The following is a 17852-nucleotide window of genomic DNA, read 5'->3' as shown; positions in this document are numbered from 1 at the left end:
CTTTAGGAAAAATTTGTGAAAAATATCTTTATTTTTGATAAAACCACTTTTTATTTCACAAAAAGCAATCAGGAATTCTTTATGATATCATGAGCTTCATTCAATTCTTGTGAAATTATTCTTTTTCCGTGGGATAAAAGTTCCAGTACACATTGATATTTTAGAATACAATATACAGAATTTCCTCGTTTCTTTTTTACAATGATACCGTTTTCTTCAAGGATTTTAAGATGTTGTGAGATACTTGATTGACTTGTTCCTAACCTTTCAACAATTTCATATACAGATAGTTCTTTTTCACTTAATAATTTTACGATTCTTAAACGAATAGGATGTGCGAGACTTTTGAAAACGTTTGATATTAATTTGCATTCATCCAAAATATCATCCCCTTATAGAAAATAAAAGAATATTAGAAAATTCTAATATTATTATATTACAAAAACACCAGATATTAAAACTATGATTTTAAACTGTTATTATCTATAATTACCTATAATACATTTTAATCTGCTATATTCATAAGAAATGCTAAAAAATAAAAAAAGAGCGCAAAATGCGCTCTTTAATCATATTTTTACAGGTATTTAATCTAAGACCAGTTATATCCTAATTACTGATTTTCTTTCTCTCTTTCTCTTTCCTGAATTATTTTTTGTTGTATATCAGGTGTTACTTCCTGATAAGTTGAAAATTTCATTGTAAAGTATCCTTTTCCACTTGTAATTGAGCTTAATCTTGGCGAGAAATCAAGCATTTCTGCAAGAGGAATTTCTGCTTCAATTTTATCAGTTCCTCTACCTAATGATTGCATTCCCATTGGCCTTCCGCGTTTTGAGGAGATTTCACCCATTACATCACCGGTATATTCTGTTGGTGTGTAAATTTCAACTTTCATTACTGGTTCAAGAATAACAGGATTTGCATTCTTCATACCATCTTTAAATGCCTGTCTTGCTGCAATCTGGAATGCTATATCTGATGAGTCAACTTCATGATAAGAACCGTCATATAGTGTAACCTTAATATCAACAACTGGATATTCAGCAACAACACCTTTTTTCATAGCTTCTTTTATTCCTTTATCTACTGAAGGAATAAAGTTCTTTGGAATTACACCACCAACGATTTTATCAACAAATTCATATCCTTCTCCTCTTGGAAGTGGTTCTAATTCAATTTTTACGTGACCGTATTGCCCATGACCACCAGTTTGCTTTTTATGTTTATATTCTGCTTTAACCTTTCTTCTAATTGTTTCTCTGTAAGCAATCTTAGGTTTTCCAACTTCTACATTTACCTTAAATGTTTTCTTTAATCTTTCTATCATAATTTCAAGATGTGTAGTTCCAAGACCAGAAACAATTGTTTCACCTGTTTCTGGATCAAATTCCCATGAGAATGTAGGATCTGATTCCTGTAATTTGGAAAGTGCATTATTAACTTTGTCAATTTCATTTTTGGAAGTTGGTTTTACTGATTTAGAAATCATTGGTTCAGGGAATTCAGGTACATCAACTTTTACCTGTCTGGAATTATGAGCTACAGTATCATTGATTTTACTCTTTTTAAGTTTTGGAACAACGATTATATCACCAACTCCAGCTTCTGATACTTCTTCATTTTTATCAAATCTAGGTATATATATATGAGATACTTTTTCATTGGAATCTTCCTGAACTTCAACAAATGAATCACCTGATTTTACCGTTCCAGCAAGTATTCTAATGTATGTAAGTTTTCCCACAAATGGATCAACGGCATTTTTTACAACAAGACCTACAAATGGCTCATCTTCTTTTCCTTCTATTACCAATTCTTTATCTTCATATTTTGCATTAAATGTTCTTTCATCTGGATGCATACCAACAAGATAAATCATTTCCATAAATCTATCTAAACCAATATTCTTTTCTGCTGAAGCAACAACTATTGGTACAACTTCATCATCTTCAAATGCTACGTGTAAAGCTTTAAAAACATTTTCAGGATTTAAAGCTTCTTCTCCCTCTTCTAAATATTTTTCCATTAATGCTTCATTTGTTTCAACAACATCTTCCATTAATTCCTGATGATATGCTTCATAATATTCTTTTGCTTCGGCTGGTATTTCATCTAATTTTTTATCTTTTCCACTTTGATCGGTTTCATAAACAAATGCTTCATGTGTTAAAAGATTTACAAGTCCTTTAAATTCAGGTCCTTCGCCAATTGGAACCTGTAAAGGAACAACCTTTACACCATCTTCAAATAATTCCTTTAATTCAGAAACTACATTACCAAAATTTACGCCTTCTTTATCCATCTGGTTTATTAAAATAAAGATTGGCTTTTTATTTTCCCTTGCAATTTTCCATATTCTTTCTGTTGTAACTTCAACACCTGATGAAGCATTTACAACAAGAACAACGTTGTCAACAGCATTTACTGCAACATCAATGTCTCCGAGAAAATCTGCCATTCCTGGAGTATCAAAGAAATAAAATCTTGAATCTTTATAATCTACTGACACAATATGATTTGAAAATGTTGAACCTTTGTCTTTTTCTACTTCTTCAATGTCTAAATAGCGCTGTCCAATCCTATCTGCGCTATCAAAGTTTTTTAATATGGCATCCATTAATGTGGTTTTTCCACATCCATGATGTCCAAATAACCCCACTATCCTTTTTTTATCTGACTTGATCATTCCCATATCAATGCACCCCCACTGTAGTAATCTTTATCTATCTTTTTTAAATACCCCTAAAAAAGCAGGTATTTTACTTCTCCAGTTTTCTGATCGATAATTTAAGATGGACCCGTTGTAATAGAATATAGAAGAACTTCCCCCATCAAGCATCATAGCCTGTTTTATATTTCCTATTTTTTCAAGGAGCAATATTGCTTCGTCATAATTTATTCCAGGATTTGATTCCATGTATCCATCTACTACAATAAATAATACCATATCATCGTTATTAATTGCAACTATCGTTCGAGGTGTTTTTCGGTTAATAATGCTCCATGAATAGGCTAATTTCTCTTCTTTCATCGCTTCTGGCATTATATCATTACTTTTAAGTAACGGTCCGCTTTCAATTAACTCTTTTATAGCAATATTTTGATTTATATCTATATCAAATATTACTTCATCTCCTTCTGCGACATCTTTTATGTACTTCAGGTATTTTCTTTCAATTAATAATAATTTTTGATTATTTATGGGTCTTTTTTTACCAATATATACAATATAATCATTTTCTATTAAAAGGAATAAATAATCATCTTCACTTTCTTTTATTTTTCCTTTATATGCACTGGTATATAGCTTTACATCCCCTTTCCATGCTGTATTTATAGCTTTTATCCAGAATGGGACACCTCTTATGTATATTGTGTATTCCATATTTACCTTTTTTATATACGGAACTCCATATTCATCAACAATAAAGCATGGTCTATAATATGAAGAAATGTGCTGAATTTTTCCATCTGTAATTATTTTTCCTATTGGTTCCAGAGTTGAAACATCAAAATATCCAGCATTAATTGCAACTAATGGATTTTCTTCATTTAAATATTTTTCAGCGTCTTCAGGATTTCCAAGATTGTTGAACATAACCTTTATTTCTAATTCTTTTGGATTAATTGTGGCGATATGCACAGGAACAATTCGACCGTTTAAGTCTATCATTTTATTTTCCACTTTTAAAAGTTTTGTATCAATTTGCAATTTTTTAGAGTTTTTTTCCTCACTTGCGTTATTATTGTTTGCTTTTTTATTTTCATTTATGGTGTTAGAATTATTTACTAAATCATTTTCTTTGGTTTCAATATCATTTTTATTTTCAGTTTTTTCGTTGATATTGTTTTCGATATTTTTTTTCTCAACTACATTATTGCTTGAATTGACAGTTTTAATATTTTCAGGAGAATTATTGTTCTTCTGATTTAAAGTTAAGATTATACTTCTTCCTGAAATTTGAATATCATAATTATTAAAATCTTTTATTTCATATTCAACAACATTATCTCCCAGCATTTTAAAGTTAATATCTGATGGAACAGAATATTCATTAATAGCTGGAACTATTACTATACCGTTTTTATTTTTTATTACCATTTCTTTATGTACTATATGACTCACTGAGAAGATAATTTTATTTACCGAATAGTCTATCTTTATTATTCGAGGAATAGAAGCATAAATATAAGTATTTCCATTATAATCGAATTTTTGATATCCCATAAATTTCACAAAAGCATCAACAAGAAGATAATATTGATCATTGTTTTTTAACACTGCAGATGCAAAAGAATCATTAATATTAAAATTGATTCTAACAGTTCCGTTTATTAAATTTAGTTCAAGAACATCCATTTTACTTCCAATATGTCTGATGAGATAGATAATGTTTTTAGAAGGACTTTTCTTGAGGTTGAAGATTTTGGAAATCTCTTCAACCTCAAGATATTTGTTATTGGAAAATGTAATATAATTTAATTCTGTAGATTCTTTTGTTAAATCAACATAAATTATTTTTCCATATGAAATAATAGCAAATAATAAAATGCTTAATATAAAAAGCAATTTTTTAGGCATTATTTACCTCCTGAAATTTTTTCATATATTAATTTCATTTTATGTTCTGTTGGAGGATTGTCTGTAATTTCATATGCTTCTTTCATTAATTCAAGCGATTCTTCTACATTACTTTTATCTGATACATATAATAAAGCAATAGTATCTCCTTTTTCAACCTTTGCACCTAATTTCTTCATAACCTTTATTCCAACTGAATAATCTATTTCATCTTCTTTTTTCTTTCTTCCAGCACCTAACACCATTGAAGCAATTCCAACTTTTTCTGCATCTATATGTGATACATATCCAGATTTTTCTGCTTTGAATTCAACGATATTTTTTGAAATAGGCAATATTTCTTCTGGATTGTCAACTACTCTTTCGTCTCCACCTTGAGCTTTTATCCATTTTCTCATAATTTCTAAAGCTTTTCCATTTTTGATGTTTTCTTCTAATATTTTTCTTGCTTCTTTATATTCATATATACCTGCAAGGTCAATCATGCTTGCGGCAAGTTCAAGACATAATTCAGTGAAATCTTCAGGACCATTTCCTTTTAATGTTTCTATTGCTTCCCATACTTCAAGGGAATTACCAACCATTTCACCAAGTGGTTGATCCATATTTGTTACAACAGCAACTATTTTTCTATTATTAAGTTCAGCAATTTCAACCATTGATTTTGCAAGAGCAACGGCATCATCAAGATTTTTCATGAAAGCTCCACTTCCAGTTTTTACATCTAAAACAATTCCATCAGAATTTACAGCAAGTTTTTTACTCATTATACTTGCAGAAATCAATGAAATTTCATCTACAGTATCTGTAACGTCTCTTAATGCATATAATTTTTTATCTGCTGGTGCAATATTTCCTGTCTGGCCAGCAACAACCATTCCTACTTCATTGGCAATTTTAAAGAATTCATCTTTTGAGATAGCTGTTTTAAATCCAGGTATGGATTCTAACTTATCTATAGTTCCACCAGTATGACCAAGCCCTCTTCCTGAAAGTTTTGATACCTTTAATCCAGCAGAAGCTACAAGCGGTCCTACAGCAAGAGTTGTTTTATCTCCTACACCACCGGTAGAATGTTTATCAATTTTAATTCCTTCAATTCCTGATAAGTCTATTATATCCCCGCTATTTCTCATGGTCATGGTAAGATAATATCTTTCTTCCTTATTCATTCCATTAAAATATATTGCCATTAGCCATGCAGAAATCTGATAATCTGGAATGCTTCCATCTACATATCCATTTACCATAAATTCTATTTCTTCTTTTGTATTAATTCCACCATTTCTTTTTTTATGAATTATGTCTACTGGTCTCATTTAAACTCCTCCCTTTAAATATAATCTTTATTAACGTACCCTGTTGTTCTTCACTATCTACTTCAATATATGCTCTATGTTTTTCAAGTATTTGTTTTACAATATACAATCCTATACCGGTTCCTGGAATTTGTCTTGATCTTGATTTATCAACTCTATAGAATAGATTAAATATTTTATTCCTTTCTCTTTCTGGAATTCCAATACCTGTATCTTCAACTTCGAATATTATTTCATCTTCTTTTCCAGAATACAATCTAATAAATATTTCTTTTGGACCATTTTCTTTTATATAGGTAAATTTCACAGCATTATCGAGAATATTGTAGGCAACTTGCATAAGCCTGTCTTCATCACCGGTAATAATTAATTCCTTTTCTATATCAAGATAAAGTTTTACATCCATATCTTTTACCAGAGATTCAAATATCATATATACCTTTTTTATTAAATTGGAAATATTTAATTCTTTGAAATGATATTCATAGTCCTTTCTTTCAAGACGACTTATATCCTGTAAATCATTAATTAATCTTGTTAGTCTTGAAGATTCATCTTCAATTATTCTCAAAAATCTAATTGCCTGTGGAGACATATTTTCATCGCTCATAAGCAATGTTTCTGCATATCCATGTATAGCAGTAAGTGGTGTTTTTAATTCGTGTGACATAACGGTGAGAAATTCTCTTCTCATTAAATCGAGTTCCTTTTCTTTCGTGATATCTCGTAAAATAACTATTCTATAGTTTTGTTCATGTTCTGTATCTAAAGTTACTTTTTTTATCTCGCAATTAAAGAAAGATTTTTTAGGGCTATATATAATGATCTCTTCCTTTAAGTTCTCATTTTTTCTATAACTTTTTAAAATTAAGTCTATAAGTGTATGATCTTCAAGGATTTCTGATAACGTTTTCCCTAAAAAATCAGAAGTTATGAAAAGATTTTGAGCTCCTTTGTTGGCATAATCAAGTATTAATCTATCAGAACTTTCATTATAAAAGACGAGCATTATAGCTTCAGAGATATTATTCAAAATAGAATAGATATTTTTTCTTTTTCTTTTTTCTATATCCATTTTTTTATTTAAGTCTTTTATCTTTTCTTCAAGAGAATGTACCAAAAATTCAGTGGCAGGATCGCTGGCACTGATTGATAATACTCTTGATATAGATGATTTTAATTTCGAAGTTTCTTTTTTTAAAGACATATATGCGGTTACAACATAATATAGTACAACCAAAAAAATGGATATTAATAAAAAGTATGTCACCATTTTATCACCTATTTCAAAAAAGCGACAGAAATCCTTCTGCCGCTTTTAGTTTTTTATTAGTCTAATTTTTCCTTTCCAGGATCTCTGAATTTATAACCTTTTCCTCTAACTGTAATTATGTATTTTGGATTTGAAGGATCTTCTTCGATTTTTGTTCTTAATCTTCTTATATGTACGTCAACTGTTCTTGTGTCTCCAAAATAGTCATAACCCCATAATTTATCCAATAATACATCTCTGCTGAATACTTTTCCTTCGTTTTTAGCGAGGAAGGTCAATAATTCAAATTCAAGAGGTGTTAATTCAACAGGGTTACCTCTAATAAGAACTTCATATCTTTCTGTATCAATTTCAAGATCCTTTGCAATAATCTTCTTTGGACCTTCTTCTTTTATTTGCATTGCCTGTTGTTGTCTTCTGAAAATTGATTTAATTCTTGCAATTAATTCTCTTACGTTAAAAGGTTTTGTTACGTAGTCATCACTTCCAAGTTCAAGTCCAGCAACTTTATCAGCTGGATCATCTTTTGCACTTAAAATAAGAACAGGTGCATTTTTGAATTTTTCATTGCTCTTTATTGTTCTTATGAAATCAAATCCATCCATTGAACCAGGTAACATAATATCAACTATGAAAAAGTCTACATCCTTTTCTTCTATTACCTTTACTGCTTCATCTGCATCTGAAGCTAATACAACATCATAACCTTCCTTTGTTAAATTAAAATTCAGCATTTCGGAAATTGCTGGATCATCTTCAATGATCATAATAACCTTTTTACCCATTTTAATTTCCTCCCTTCGAATATTGAAAATTTACATTAATTTTGTTGATTTGTCGTTTGTTCTTCTTTTTAAAGCTTTGCTGTTGACTATTACACGTTTAAATTCTACTTCTGCAATTTTTTCCATTTCATCAAAAACTTCTACAAAGAATTTTATCTTATTTCCCTTTACATATACAATCTTTATTTTCATATATACTTTAAAACCATATGGTGTTGGAGCGATATGATTTATTTTAGCCGAGGATACAACCATTACATGTTCAGGAATTAAAGGACTGACTATTTCTGTAGAAGCCCTAAAAACCTCTTCTAATAATGCTGTTGTTGATAATAGATGAAAATCTTTAAACTCTTCTTTTTCAGACCATAAGAAGCTTTCATCATTAACGGAAAAAGAGTAGTTAAATTCTTTCCCCTCTAATTCCTTAACTTCTTTCCAGATCACCTCCATCGTTTTCCACCCCCTCGGAATCTTCAATAGGTGAATCTTCATTTTTGGAATTTGATACACCCAATAACTCGTTTAATTCTTCACCGCTTAATGTTTCCTTTTCAAGCAATATTGCAGCAATAGAATCAAGTTTATCTCTATTGTCAGATAAAATCTTTTTTGCTTTTTCATAAGACTCTATAATAATTCTTTTTACTTCATTGTCTATTTCGCTAGCGGTTTCTTCACTGTAGTTTTTCATTTTTGCTAATTCTTTACCAAGGAATACTTCTTCTTCTTCAGCACCCCAGGCTACTGGACCAAGTCTTTCACTCATTCCAAATTTTAAAACCATAATTCTTGCATATTCTGTAGCTTTCTGGAGATCATTTGCTGCTCCGCTTGTTATTTGATTAAATACAAGTTCTTCTGCAGCTCTTCCGCCTAAAATACCTGTTATTCTATCCAATATCTCTTCTTTTGTCATTAAATATCTATCTTCAAGAGGTAATTGCAATGTAAAACCTAAAGCCTGATGACCTCTTGGAACTATTGTAACCTTATGGACTGGATCTGCATTTGGCAATAATGCACCAACTATTGCATGACCTAATTCATGATAGGCAATAATCTTTCTGGTTTTTTCAGATATTACCCTGCTTTTTCTTGCTGGACCTGCAATTATTCTATCAATAGCCTCTTCCATTTCTTCCATTTCAATAATCTTTTTACCCTTTCTTGCAGAAAGTAATGCCGCTTCATTAATAAGATTTTCAAGATCTGCACCTGAAAATCCTGGAGTTCTTCTTGCAAGTACATCAACATCAATATCTGGAGAAATAGGTTTTCCTCTCATATGTATTTTTAATATTTGAGCTCTTCCTTTTACATCAGGCATATCAAGGACAACTTTTTTATCAAATCTTCCAGGTCTTAATAATGCCTTATCTAAAATATCCGGTCTGTTTGTAGCAGCCATTATAATTATACCTGATCTTGGATCAAAACCGTCCATTTCAACAAGTAATTGGTTAAGTGTCTGTTCTCTTTCATCGTGGCCGCCACCAAGTCCTGCGCCTCTTTGACGACCGACGGCATCTATTTCATCAATAAATATAATTGCTGGAGCATTAGCTTTAGCCTGAGAGAATAAATCCCTAACTCTTGCAGCACCAACACCAACAAATAATTCAACAAAATCGGAACCACTTATATAAAAGAAAGGTACTCTGGCTTCTCCTGCCACAGCTCTTGCAACCAATGTTTTACCTGTACCAGGAGGTCCAACAAGTAAAATTCCCTTTGGCATTCTTGCTCCAAGTTTGTTAAATGATTGTGGATTTTTTAAAAACTTTACTATATCCTGTAATTCTTCTTTTGCTTCGTCAACACCAGCAACATCATCAAATGTAACTCTTTCCTTTTCTGGATCATATTTTCTTGCAGGACTTTTTGTAAAGTTCATTCCCTGTGGTCCTCTACCGGTAAGAGGTCTTAACATTATCATCCACAGGAATATTAGTATTACAAATGGAACTACATAGCTTAAAATTCCATATATCCATCCAGAAGTTACATCCTGTTTGAAATCAACTTCCACTTTATTTTGAATGAGTTTATCAATAAAGTCGTTATCTTTTAAAACAACTGGAGCAAAAAGTTCATAATTCTGACCATCAATAGTTTTTATTTTTACTTTACCTGTATCTTCAACAATTACCTTTGAAACTTTATGGTTATCAACGAGATCTAAAAACTGTGTGTAACTAATAGTAAGATTTGTTGTATCAACTGACATACCTTTTATAATAAAGAATATAATCAGACCAATTACTAAATATACAGAAATAATTCCTATATGCTTTTTGAAATTTTTTCCATCATTATTCTTATTTTCCGCCAAGAGAATTTACCTCCTTTGATATCTCTAACTTATCTTTATTCTTTATTATTATTAATCCGTTGATTTTTCTTTTTCCTTTTGATTTCATTTTTAATAATTTTTCTGTTTCTTCTTTTGAAGGTGGTAACTTGTTTAATTTTAAAAAAATAAGCCTTAGAATTTCATTGTCAATAAAGTCATTTTCTAAAGAAAGAATGTAAATGTTTTCTTTTATTTCAACTCGCGAATTAAAGATATTTTCTACGAAATTCCTGTATTCCCATGTTATTTCAGCAAATCTAAATATTGCATTTTCGTATTCTTCATTTATTTCTTTGAAATAAGGAAGGATTTTATGCCTTATTTTATTTCTGGTATATTTTGTATCAAAATTCGACTGATCAATTACATAGTTAACATTGTTAATTGTAACATATTTTTCGAGATTTTCAAAATTTAAAATTAATATCGGGCGTGTAACATTTTCGTTTATGGGAAGCAATCCTCCAATGCCATATATTCCTGTACCTTTTATCAGTCTATAAACCACAGTTTCGCTTAAATCTCTGGAATAATGAGCTATAGCTATTTTATTATATTTTTCTTTTTTTAAAATTTCCCTAAAATAATTATATCTTAAAGTTCTTGCAGCTTCTTCAATGCCAATTTTATGCGTTTTTGCATAGTTTTTAACATCTTCTTTTTTAGAATAAAATGTAATTTTTCTTTTTAATACTTCACTTTTTACAAAATCTTCTTCAGAATCTGCTTCTTTTCTGAGCGAATGATTAAAGTGCGCAACTCCTATCTCTATTTTCAAAATATCTTTTAATTTATCCATTATATCAAGCATTACCATTGAATCACGTCCGCCGGAAACCCCTAATAATACCCTATCTCCCGGAGAATACATATTATATTTTCTAATAAATTTTAATACTTTAAATTCAATTTTCATAAAATCACTCCATTTCAAAATTAATTATAACATAAAATTAACTCAGGAAAATGATATACAAAAAAGAATTATTATAATGAAAAAAACAAAAAAATCTCCTGTTTTAATACAGGAGATTCTGGAGCCGGTGAAGGGAATCGAACCCCCAACCTACTCATTACGAATGAGCCGCTCTACCGTTGAGCTACACCGGCAAGAATATTGACGAAATAATTATATATTTTAAAGATGATTTTGTCAAGTATTTATGCTTAAAAAACATAAATATGGTATAATTATATAGAAATAACATTTTTTTTGAATGGAGGCATGAAGATGGGATTCGAAAAACATAAAATCTACGATCCTACAGGATTAAGTAGAAAGGTTTTAAATAAATTTTTATTTGAATATGTAGATACCCCTAAAAATACGGTTATAAGAATTTCCGATAAGCAGATGGAATGTGAGATGCCCTACATTTTGATAAAAGATAAAGAAATACAGTTAATTAATGATGAAAGGTTTCCGAAATCAATTCCAAATTCTGAAAAGGCATTTCAACTTCTCTTATTGAGTATGTTATCTGATTCATTTGAGGAAGCTCCATTTGAACTTTTATATTTGCTTGAAGAAAAAAGAAAAGAGGTTGCAGAGTTTATAAAAAATTTAATAGTACTTCTTGAAGTTGAAGATAAAAAGACAAGTATGAGTCATACACAACGTGTAGCATTTTATTCAAAAAAATGGGCGGAATATATGAAAAAAGATCCTGAAGAAATTGAATTAATATATGATGTAGCTATGTTACACGATGTAGGAAGAATTGGTATTGAACAATTAATGCTATTTTCAAAAACAAGGGTTTTTGATTTAGAACAATGGGATTTAGAACATACAGTAGCAGGTTCTGTATTTTTAGGAAATAGAAAAGAACTCTGGTATGCCATGGATGTAGTAAGATCTCACCATGAGTTCTGGAATGGAACAGGATTTCCAGATCACCTAAAAGGTGAAGAAATTCCATATCATGCACGTTTAATAGGAATTGTTGATTGGTTTGATTGGGCCACTCACACAGCAACTTCTGAACATTTTGGAATTTTATCTCCGGAAGAAGCTTTAAATTATATTGAGTTTAATCTTGGAAAGAAGTTTGATCCAAATCTTGGACAATCATTTATAGATTTTATGAAAGATTTTCTTAAGACAGAAAAATTTATTTAAGTATTAAATATCCCCCATTTTCAAAAAGATGGGGGATATTTTTGTTAAAAAATGGGGGGATATAATGAAAATACTTATAATTGAAGATGAAAAAAGCATTCTTGATCTTATTAAAATGAATCTTATTTTAGAAGATTTTGAAGTTATTTCCTCAGAAAGAGGAGAAGATGGGATAAATTTGTTTAAAAGCGAAATGCCAGATCTTGTTATATTGGATTTAATGCTTCCTGATATTGATGGATTTGAGGTTTTAAAAGAGTTGCAAAATATGGATTATAATATTCCAATTATTATTTTAACTGCTAAAAATAATCAAAATGATAAATTATTAGGTCTGGAATTAGGGGCGGATGATTATATTACAAAACCATTTGACAGCAAAGAATTGATATTAAGAATAAGAAATATATTAAAAAGAATAAAAAAATCAAGATTTTCTAATGATGATAAAACAGCTCTTAATGTGAGGAATAAAATTTTAATTTATCCTGATGAAAGAAAGGTATTAATAGATTCAAAGGAAATATATTTTACAAAGAAAGAATTTGAATTATTCTATTTGCTTGTAAAAAATACAAACAAAGTTTTATCAAGAAATGCTATATTGGAAAAAATCTGGGGGTTTGATTCATCTATAGACACAAGAGCTGTAGATATGACTGTTCAAAGAATAAGAAAGAAGATAGGCAAATGTGGATATTTAATAAAATCTTTATATGGAGTTGGTTATAAATTTGAAATTTCAAATGAAGAATAGCATTAGAAATGAGATATTATTTTTGAATATTTCTCTCACATTTACCATATTATTAATTATATTTTTTGTTATTCTGAATATTTTTCAGAATAACATTCTGGATAATGTAATAAAAAAAATGATAAAAAATAGTCAGGAATCACAGATATATATAATGGATACATTAAAAAATTTCAGTTTTGAAGATGTATATTTTCAACTTGAAGAACTCTCGCCATTTCTTGCCGATTATATCTCTAATAAATACAATCTTCGGGTTCAATTGTATAATAACAAAAAAAGACTGTTATTTGATACTGCTTTTTCAAATAAAAAGTATTTTGTTTATCAGGATATACATTATGCATCAAATAATATGAAAAATTATATAATAAAAAAATATGGAAAAGAAAAAATTCTTTTCTTTTCCTCACCCATATTATTTAAAAATGAGGTAATAGGGGTTATCAGATTTATATATCCAATGAATAATGAATTTAGAATAATAAATTCTATAGCTAGAAAGCTTATATTTCTTGATTTCATAGCTATAATTTTTGTTATATTATTGAATTATTATTTTTCTAACAGTATAGTAAGGCCAATAAAAAAATTAAAGTTAGAAACAGAAAAAATAGCAAATGGTAATTTTGACTCAAGAATATATATAAAAAGCAATGATGAAATAAATTCACTTGTTAATTCATTTAATAAAATGGCAGAAAACCTTGAAAAATATATATATTCTTTGAAAGAAGAAAAAGAAAAACAAAAAATGTTTATAGATAACGTAACTCATGAATTAAAAACACCCATAACCTCTATATTAGGACATGCTGAATTAGTAAAAAGATTAAAAAACAAAGAAGATATAAATAAATCCTTAGATTATATCCTTTCAGAAGGACATAGACTTTTAGATATGGTAGAAGAAGTATTATATCTTTCTAAAATAAACAAAAATTCATTTGATTTTGAATTTTCATTTATAAGAATCGAGGAACTTATAAATGATGTTATCTCTTTATTGAATCCAAGATTTAAAAAGTTTGGTATTAAAATAATAAAAAATTTTGAAGAAGAATTATTATGTATAGATTATCTCAAGATAAAAGAGGTTTTATTAAATATTCTGGATAATTCAATTAAACATAGTAAATGTACAGAAATATTTATCTCATCTTATAAAGAGTTAAATTATTATTGTCTGGTAATATCAGATAATGGAATTGGTATCGATGAAAAAATAAAAAAAGAAATTTTTCAGCCATTTATTTCGTCAAAAGGGAAAAACAGCTTTGGTCTCGGACTGACAATTTCAAAAGAGATTATGGCAAAGCATAATGGTGAAATTCAAATGGAGTCTTTGAATACCGGAACAAAAATAGTATTAAAGTTTCCGCTTGATAAAAAGAGGTGCAAAGATAATGAATAAAACCATAAAAAAATATATAATAATATTTTTATTTATAACGATTTTTATAGGTTTTTGGGGAGTTATTTCATTAAATAGAGTATTTGATAAAGTTTATTTTATAAATGATTCAAATGAAGTATTAAAAAAATATATGTCTTCAACACCAATAAAAATAACGTTTAAGATTGATTATTTGCCTCAATGTGAGATTACAGAGCCGGAGATTATTTTAAATGTATGGCGAAGAATTTCAGAACTTCCTGTATATAAATATATAGAAAGTTCTAATAATCCTAATTTGACAATAATTGGAAGTATCTTTTTTCTCGATGGTTCAAAAAAAGATTTTTTGGTTAATAAAGACCTTAAAATTGGAAAATATATATATGGTTCAGATGAAGATATAGAATTCTTTAAGGAGATATTGAAAGAAAAATTATTCAACATTTCAAATATTTCAAAATTACTTTTTGACAATAGGGCTAAAATAATTTTTTTTGATAAATTAAATGGTGCTTTAATAAATGATGAGAAGCTAATAATGGAAATATATAATACAATAAATACATCGCTTCAAATATATTCTTCAGAAAAGATAGGGAAAATTCTTCAAAATAAAAAAAATTCCATATATAAAGTAAAAGTTATTTTTGACAATATAGATGTTATAACCTTTGAAATATTTGATGCAGAGACTTTTGCTGTATATTATATGGACAAATTTTTGTATCTCAGAAAAGGAAACATATTAAAGGTATTGGAATTTGGGAGTAAAGAATAGTATGATATAATAAAATGTTAAAAAGAAATAATTAGAGGTGATAGTCTTGAAAATAGCTATAACAGGAGTTACTGGTTCTATTGGCACTCAAACGCTTGAAGTTTTGGAATTTCTTAAAAATAAAGGGTTTGATTTTGAAATTGTTGGAGTAAGTGCAGGTTCAAACGATAAAAAATTAATAGAAATTATAAAAAAATGGAATCCTGGATATGCAGCAATAGAAAATAAAGAATTACCTGAAAAAATAAACAATACAAAAATATTTTCTGGCAGTGGAGCAACATTGAAAATGCTTAAAAATTCAAAACCTGATTTTACTCTTGTTGCAACTGGTGGTGCAGCCGGGATACGCCATACATTAAAAGCAATTGAAGTTTCAAAAAGAATAGGCCTTGCAAATAAAGAATCAATAGTATGTGGTGGAAATATGCTCTTAAATTATGCAAAAGAGCATAATACTGAAATAATACCTGTTGACAGTGAACATAGCGCGCTTTTTCAATTAAAAAACGGTGATGATATTCCATATAAATTAATAATAACAGCATCAGGTGGTGCATTAAGGGATGTTCCACTGGAAGAATTAGAGAACGTAACAGTTGAAGATGTGTTAAATCATCCTGTATGGTCAATGGGGAAAAGGATTACAATTGATTCAGCAACAATGGTTAATAAGGGATTAGAAGTAATAGAAGCATATTATCTTTTTGGAATAAAGAATATAGATGTTGTAATAAATAGAAATAGTCACATTCATAGCATAATTGCATATAAAGATGGGGTTATGAAATTTCATTACGGTATTCCAGATATGAAAATACCTATTGCATATTCAATTACATATCCAAAAAGAATATTTGAATATAAATTGCCAGATATAACCTTAGAACCTGTAAAGTTTGAAAAGGTGGATTATAATAGATATCCGGCATTAAAACTTGCTTTTGAAATTTTAGGGAATCAAAAGCTTCAGATAACTTTTAATGCAGCCGATGAAATTGCAGTTAAATTATTTCTCGAAAGAAAGATTAAATATACAGACATCTATAAAATTGTAAAGAACAGTGTTGATTATTTTGAAAAGCAAAATATAGTTTTAAATGACTTTGAGGATATTATTAATCTTGATAGAGAAGTTAGGATATACGCTGAAAAAATATTTTCTTAATTTGTGGAGGGGATTTAAATGACCCGATATGATTTTATTTCAAAACATTATGATACATTTTTAAGAAGCCTTGAAAGAAATACATTGGATATGTTCAGACAAAGATTTGTACCGATGATAAAAGGATATACACTCGATCTTGCAGTTGGAACCGGGAATAATATAAAATATTATCCTGAAAATTCAAAAGTTGTTTTAATAGATAAAAGTGTTAAAATGCTGGAAATTGCAAAACAAAAGTCTTTAGATAGAAAAGATCTGGATCTGAAATTTATAAACACATCTGTTGAAAATATGCCTTTTGAAGATGAGACATTTGATACTATATTATCTATAGACGTATTTTGTTCGGTAAAAAATCCATTTAATTCTATGTTGGAGGTTAAACGAGTTTTGAAAAACGGTGGAACCGGGATATTTGTTGAACATGGATTAACAGGAAATATTTTAAAGGATTTTATGTTATATCTTACAACGCTTATTACCTATCCGCTTGCAGGTTCTTCGATGGTTAGAAAACCTCTTGACTATATTAAGCATGCTGAATTTCAAATAAAGGAATATGGATATCTTAAAGGTTCTTTTTATTATTTTATTGTAAGGAAGGAGTTTTAAAATGAAATATGAAATAGTATATTTTGATTTAGATCATACGTTATTGGATTTTCCAAAATCTGAAAGATACGCATTATTTGAAGTGTTAAAATCTTTAAATGTTGAACCTAAAGAAGAATTTATAGAAATATATGTACCTATAAATGAAAAATGGTGGAAATTATTTTCTGAAGGGAAATATCCTAAAGAAGTGATTATAGTAGAAAGATTTAAAGAATTTTTTAAAGAAGCGGGCATAAATAAAGATGTGGATTTTCAAAAAATTTCTAATTTATATCTTGAAAACCTTTCAAAAGCCGGTTTTTTCTTTGATGGAGCTGAGGAATTTCTATTTAAGTTAAGAGAAATGGGACAAAGAATGGCAGCAATTACAAATGGTGTTGAAAAGGTTCAACAGGGAAGAAGCAAAATTTTAAAATTAGATCGTTTTTTTGAATTTGTCTTAACTTCTGAAAAAGCTGGAAAACCAAAACCTGACCCCATTATTTTTTATAAAGCTGCAGAAATTTCTGGTGTTCCAATTGAAAAATCAATATATATTGGTGATAATCCTGATTCTGATTATCTGGGAGCCAAAAACGCCGGAATGGATTTTATACTATATGATCCAGAAGATATTCATCAGGATTTACAATGCAAAAGAGTAAGAAATTATGAAGAAATATTAAGGGAGTTATTATAAAAAATCCTGCACA

At 28.9% G+C, this 17852-nt stretch carries 16 protein-coding genes and 1 tRNA gene; 7 read left to right on the top strand and 10 right to left on the bottom strand.

Features of this window, described 5'->3' with window-relative positions; all coding sequences use genetic code 11:
* Positions 1-68 precede the first annotated feature (68 nt).
* From XO11_RS03115 to XO11_RS03070, 10 genes are all read right to left on the bottom strand, one after another.
* Entirely contained in the window at positions 69-380 is a 312-nt protein-coding gene (locus tag XO11_RS03115; protein ID WP_014296123.1) for a helix-turn-helix transcriptional regulator, read from the bottom strand.
* A gap of 233 nt (positions 381-613) precedes the next feature.
* Entirely contained in the window at positions 614-2695 is a 2082-nt protein-coding gene (gene fusA, locus XO11_RS03110) for an elongation factor G (protein ID WP_014296122.1), read from the bottom strand.
* Between the two features lie 27 nt (positions 2696-2722).
* The gene (locus tag XO11_RS03105) at positions 2723-4585 is read right to left on the bottom strand and encodes a phosphodiester glycosidase family protein (protein WP_014296121.1); all 1863 of its coding nucleotides are present in this window, start codon (positions 4583-4585) and stop codon (positions 2723-2725) included.
* The gene (locus XO11_RS03100) at positions 4585-5904 is read right to left on the bottom strand and encodes a pyrimidine-nucleoside phosphorylase (RefSeq protein ID WP_014296120.1); all 1320 of its coding nucleotides are present in this window, start codon (positions 5902-5904) and stop codon (positions 4585-4587) included. The genes XO11_RS03105 and XO11_RS03100 overlap by 1 nt, the downstream gene beginning before the upstream one ends.
* Positions 5879-7144 (bottom strand): cell wall metabolism sensor histidine kinase WalK, encoded by a 1266-nt coding sequence (locus tag XO11_RS03095; RefSeq protein WP_217671808.1) that lies wholly within the window; start codon positions 7142-7144, stop codon positions 5879-5881. The genes XO11_RS03100 and XO11_RS03095 overlap by 26 nt, the downstream gene beginning before the upstream one ends.
* 89 nt (positions 7145-7233) lie before the next feature.
* Positions 7234-7962, bottom strand: a complete 729-nt coding sequence (locus XO11_RS03090; RefSeq protein WP_014296118.1) for a response regulator transcription factor — start codon at positions 7960-7962, stop codon at positions 7234-7236.
* 30 nt (positions 7963-7992) lie between these two features.
* Complete coding sequence (locus tag XO11_RS03085) at positions 7993-8415, bottom strand: thioesterase family protein (RefSeq protein WP_014296117.1); 423 nt, start codon at positions 8413-8415, stop codon at positions 7993-7995.
* The gene (gene ftsH / locus XO11_RS03080) at positions 8390-10297 is read right to left on the bottom strand and encodes an ATP-dependent zinc metalloprotease FtsH (protein ID WP_075780365.1); all 1908 of its coding nucleotides are present in this window, start codon (positions 10295-10297) and stop codon (positions 8390-8392) included. The genes XO11_RS03085 and ftsH overlap by 26 nt, the downstream gene beginning before the upstream one ends.
* A complete protein-coding gene (gene tilS / locus XO11_RS03075; protein WP_014296115.1) occupies positions 10284-11234 on the bottom strand; it encodes a tRNA lysidine(34) synthetase TilS in 951 nt (316 codons plus the stop codon). The genes ftsH and tilS overlap by 14 nt, the downstream gene beginning before the upstream one ends.
* A 119-nt stretch (positions 11235-11353) precedes the next feature.
* A tRNA-Thr gene (locus XO11_RS03070) sits at positions 11354-11428 on the bottom strand.
* Positions 11429-11549: 121 nt separating this feature from the next.
* On the opposite strand from XO11_RS03070, the gene XO11_RS03065 reads away from it, so the two are divergent.
* From XO11_RS03065 to XO11_RS03035, 7 genes are all read left to right on the top strand, one after another.
* Positions 11550-12440: an HD-GYP domain-containing protein gene (locus XO11_RS03065; RefSeq protein WP_014296114.1), complete on the top strand. Its 891-nt coding sequence runs from the start codon at positions 11550-11552 to the stop codon at positions 12438-12440.
* Between the two features lie 64 nt (positions 12441-12504).
* The gene (locus XO11_RS03060; protein WP_175418152.1) at positions 12505-13197 is read left to right on the top strand and encodes a response regulator transcription factor; all 693 of its coding nucleotides are present in this window, start codon (positions 12505-12507) and stop codon (positions 13195-13197) included.
* Between the two features lie 118 nt (positions 13198-13315).
* Positions 13316-14611 (top strand): cell wall metabolism sensor histidine kinase WalK, encoded by a 1296-nt coding sequence (locus tag XO11_RS03055; RefSeq protein WP_217671806.1) that lies wholly within the window; start codon positions 13316-13318, stop codon positions 14609-14611.
* On the top strand, positions 14604-15374 hold the full coding sequence (locus XO11_RS03050) for a DUF3919 family protein (RefSeq protein WP_014296111.1): 771 nt from the start codon (positions 14604-14606) through the stop codon (positions 15372-15374). Before XO11_RS03055 ends, XO11_RS03050 begins: the two co-directional genes overlap by 8 nt.
* A 37-nt stretch (positions 15375-15411) precedes the next feature.
* Positions 15412-16542, top strand: coding sequence for a 1-deoxy-D-xylulose-5-phosphate reductoisomerase (gene dxr / locus XO11_RS03045; protein ID WP_368494255.1), 1131 nt, complete (start codon positions 15412-15414; stop codon positions 16540-16542).
* Positions 16543-16560: 18 nt separating this feature from the next.
* Positions 16561-17157 (top strand): class I SAM-dependent methyltransferase, encoded by a 597-nt coding sequence (locus XO11_RS03040; RefSeq protein WP_014296109.1) that lies wholly within the window; start codon positions 16561-16563, stop codon positions 17155-17157.
* Between the two features lies 1 nt (position 17158).
* Complete coding sequence (locus XO11_RS03035; RefSeq protein WP_014296108.1) at positions 17159-17839, top strand: YjjG family noncanonical pyrimidine nucleotidase; 681 nt, start codon at positions 17159-17161, stop codon at positions 17837-17839.
* The last annotated feature ends 13 nt before the right edge of the window (positions 17840-17852 follow it).

The sequence above is a fragment of the Marinitoga sp. 1138 genome (assembly GCF_013363265.1).
Classification (GTDB): Bacteria; Thermotogota; Thermotogae; order Petrotogales; family Petrotogaceae; genus Marinitoga; species Marinitoga piezophila.
This window is presented reverse-complemented; position numbering and strand designations above follow the sequence as displayed.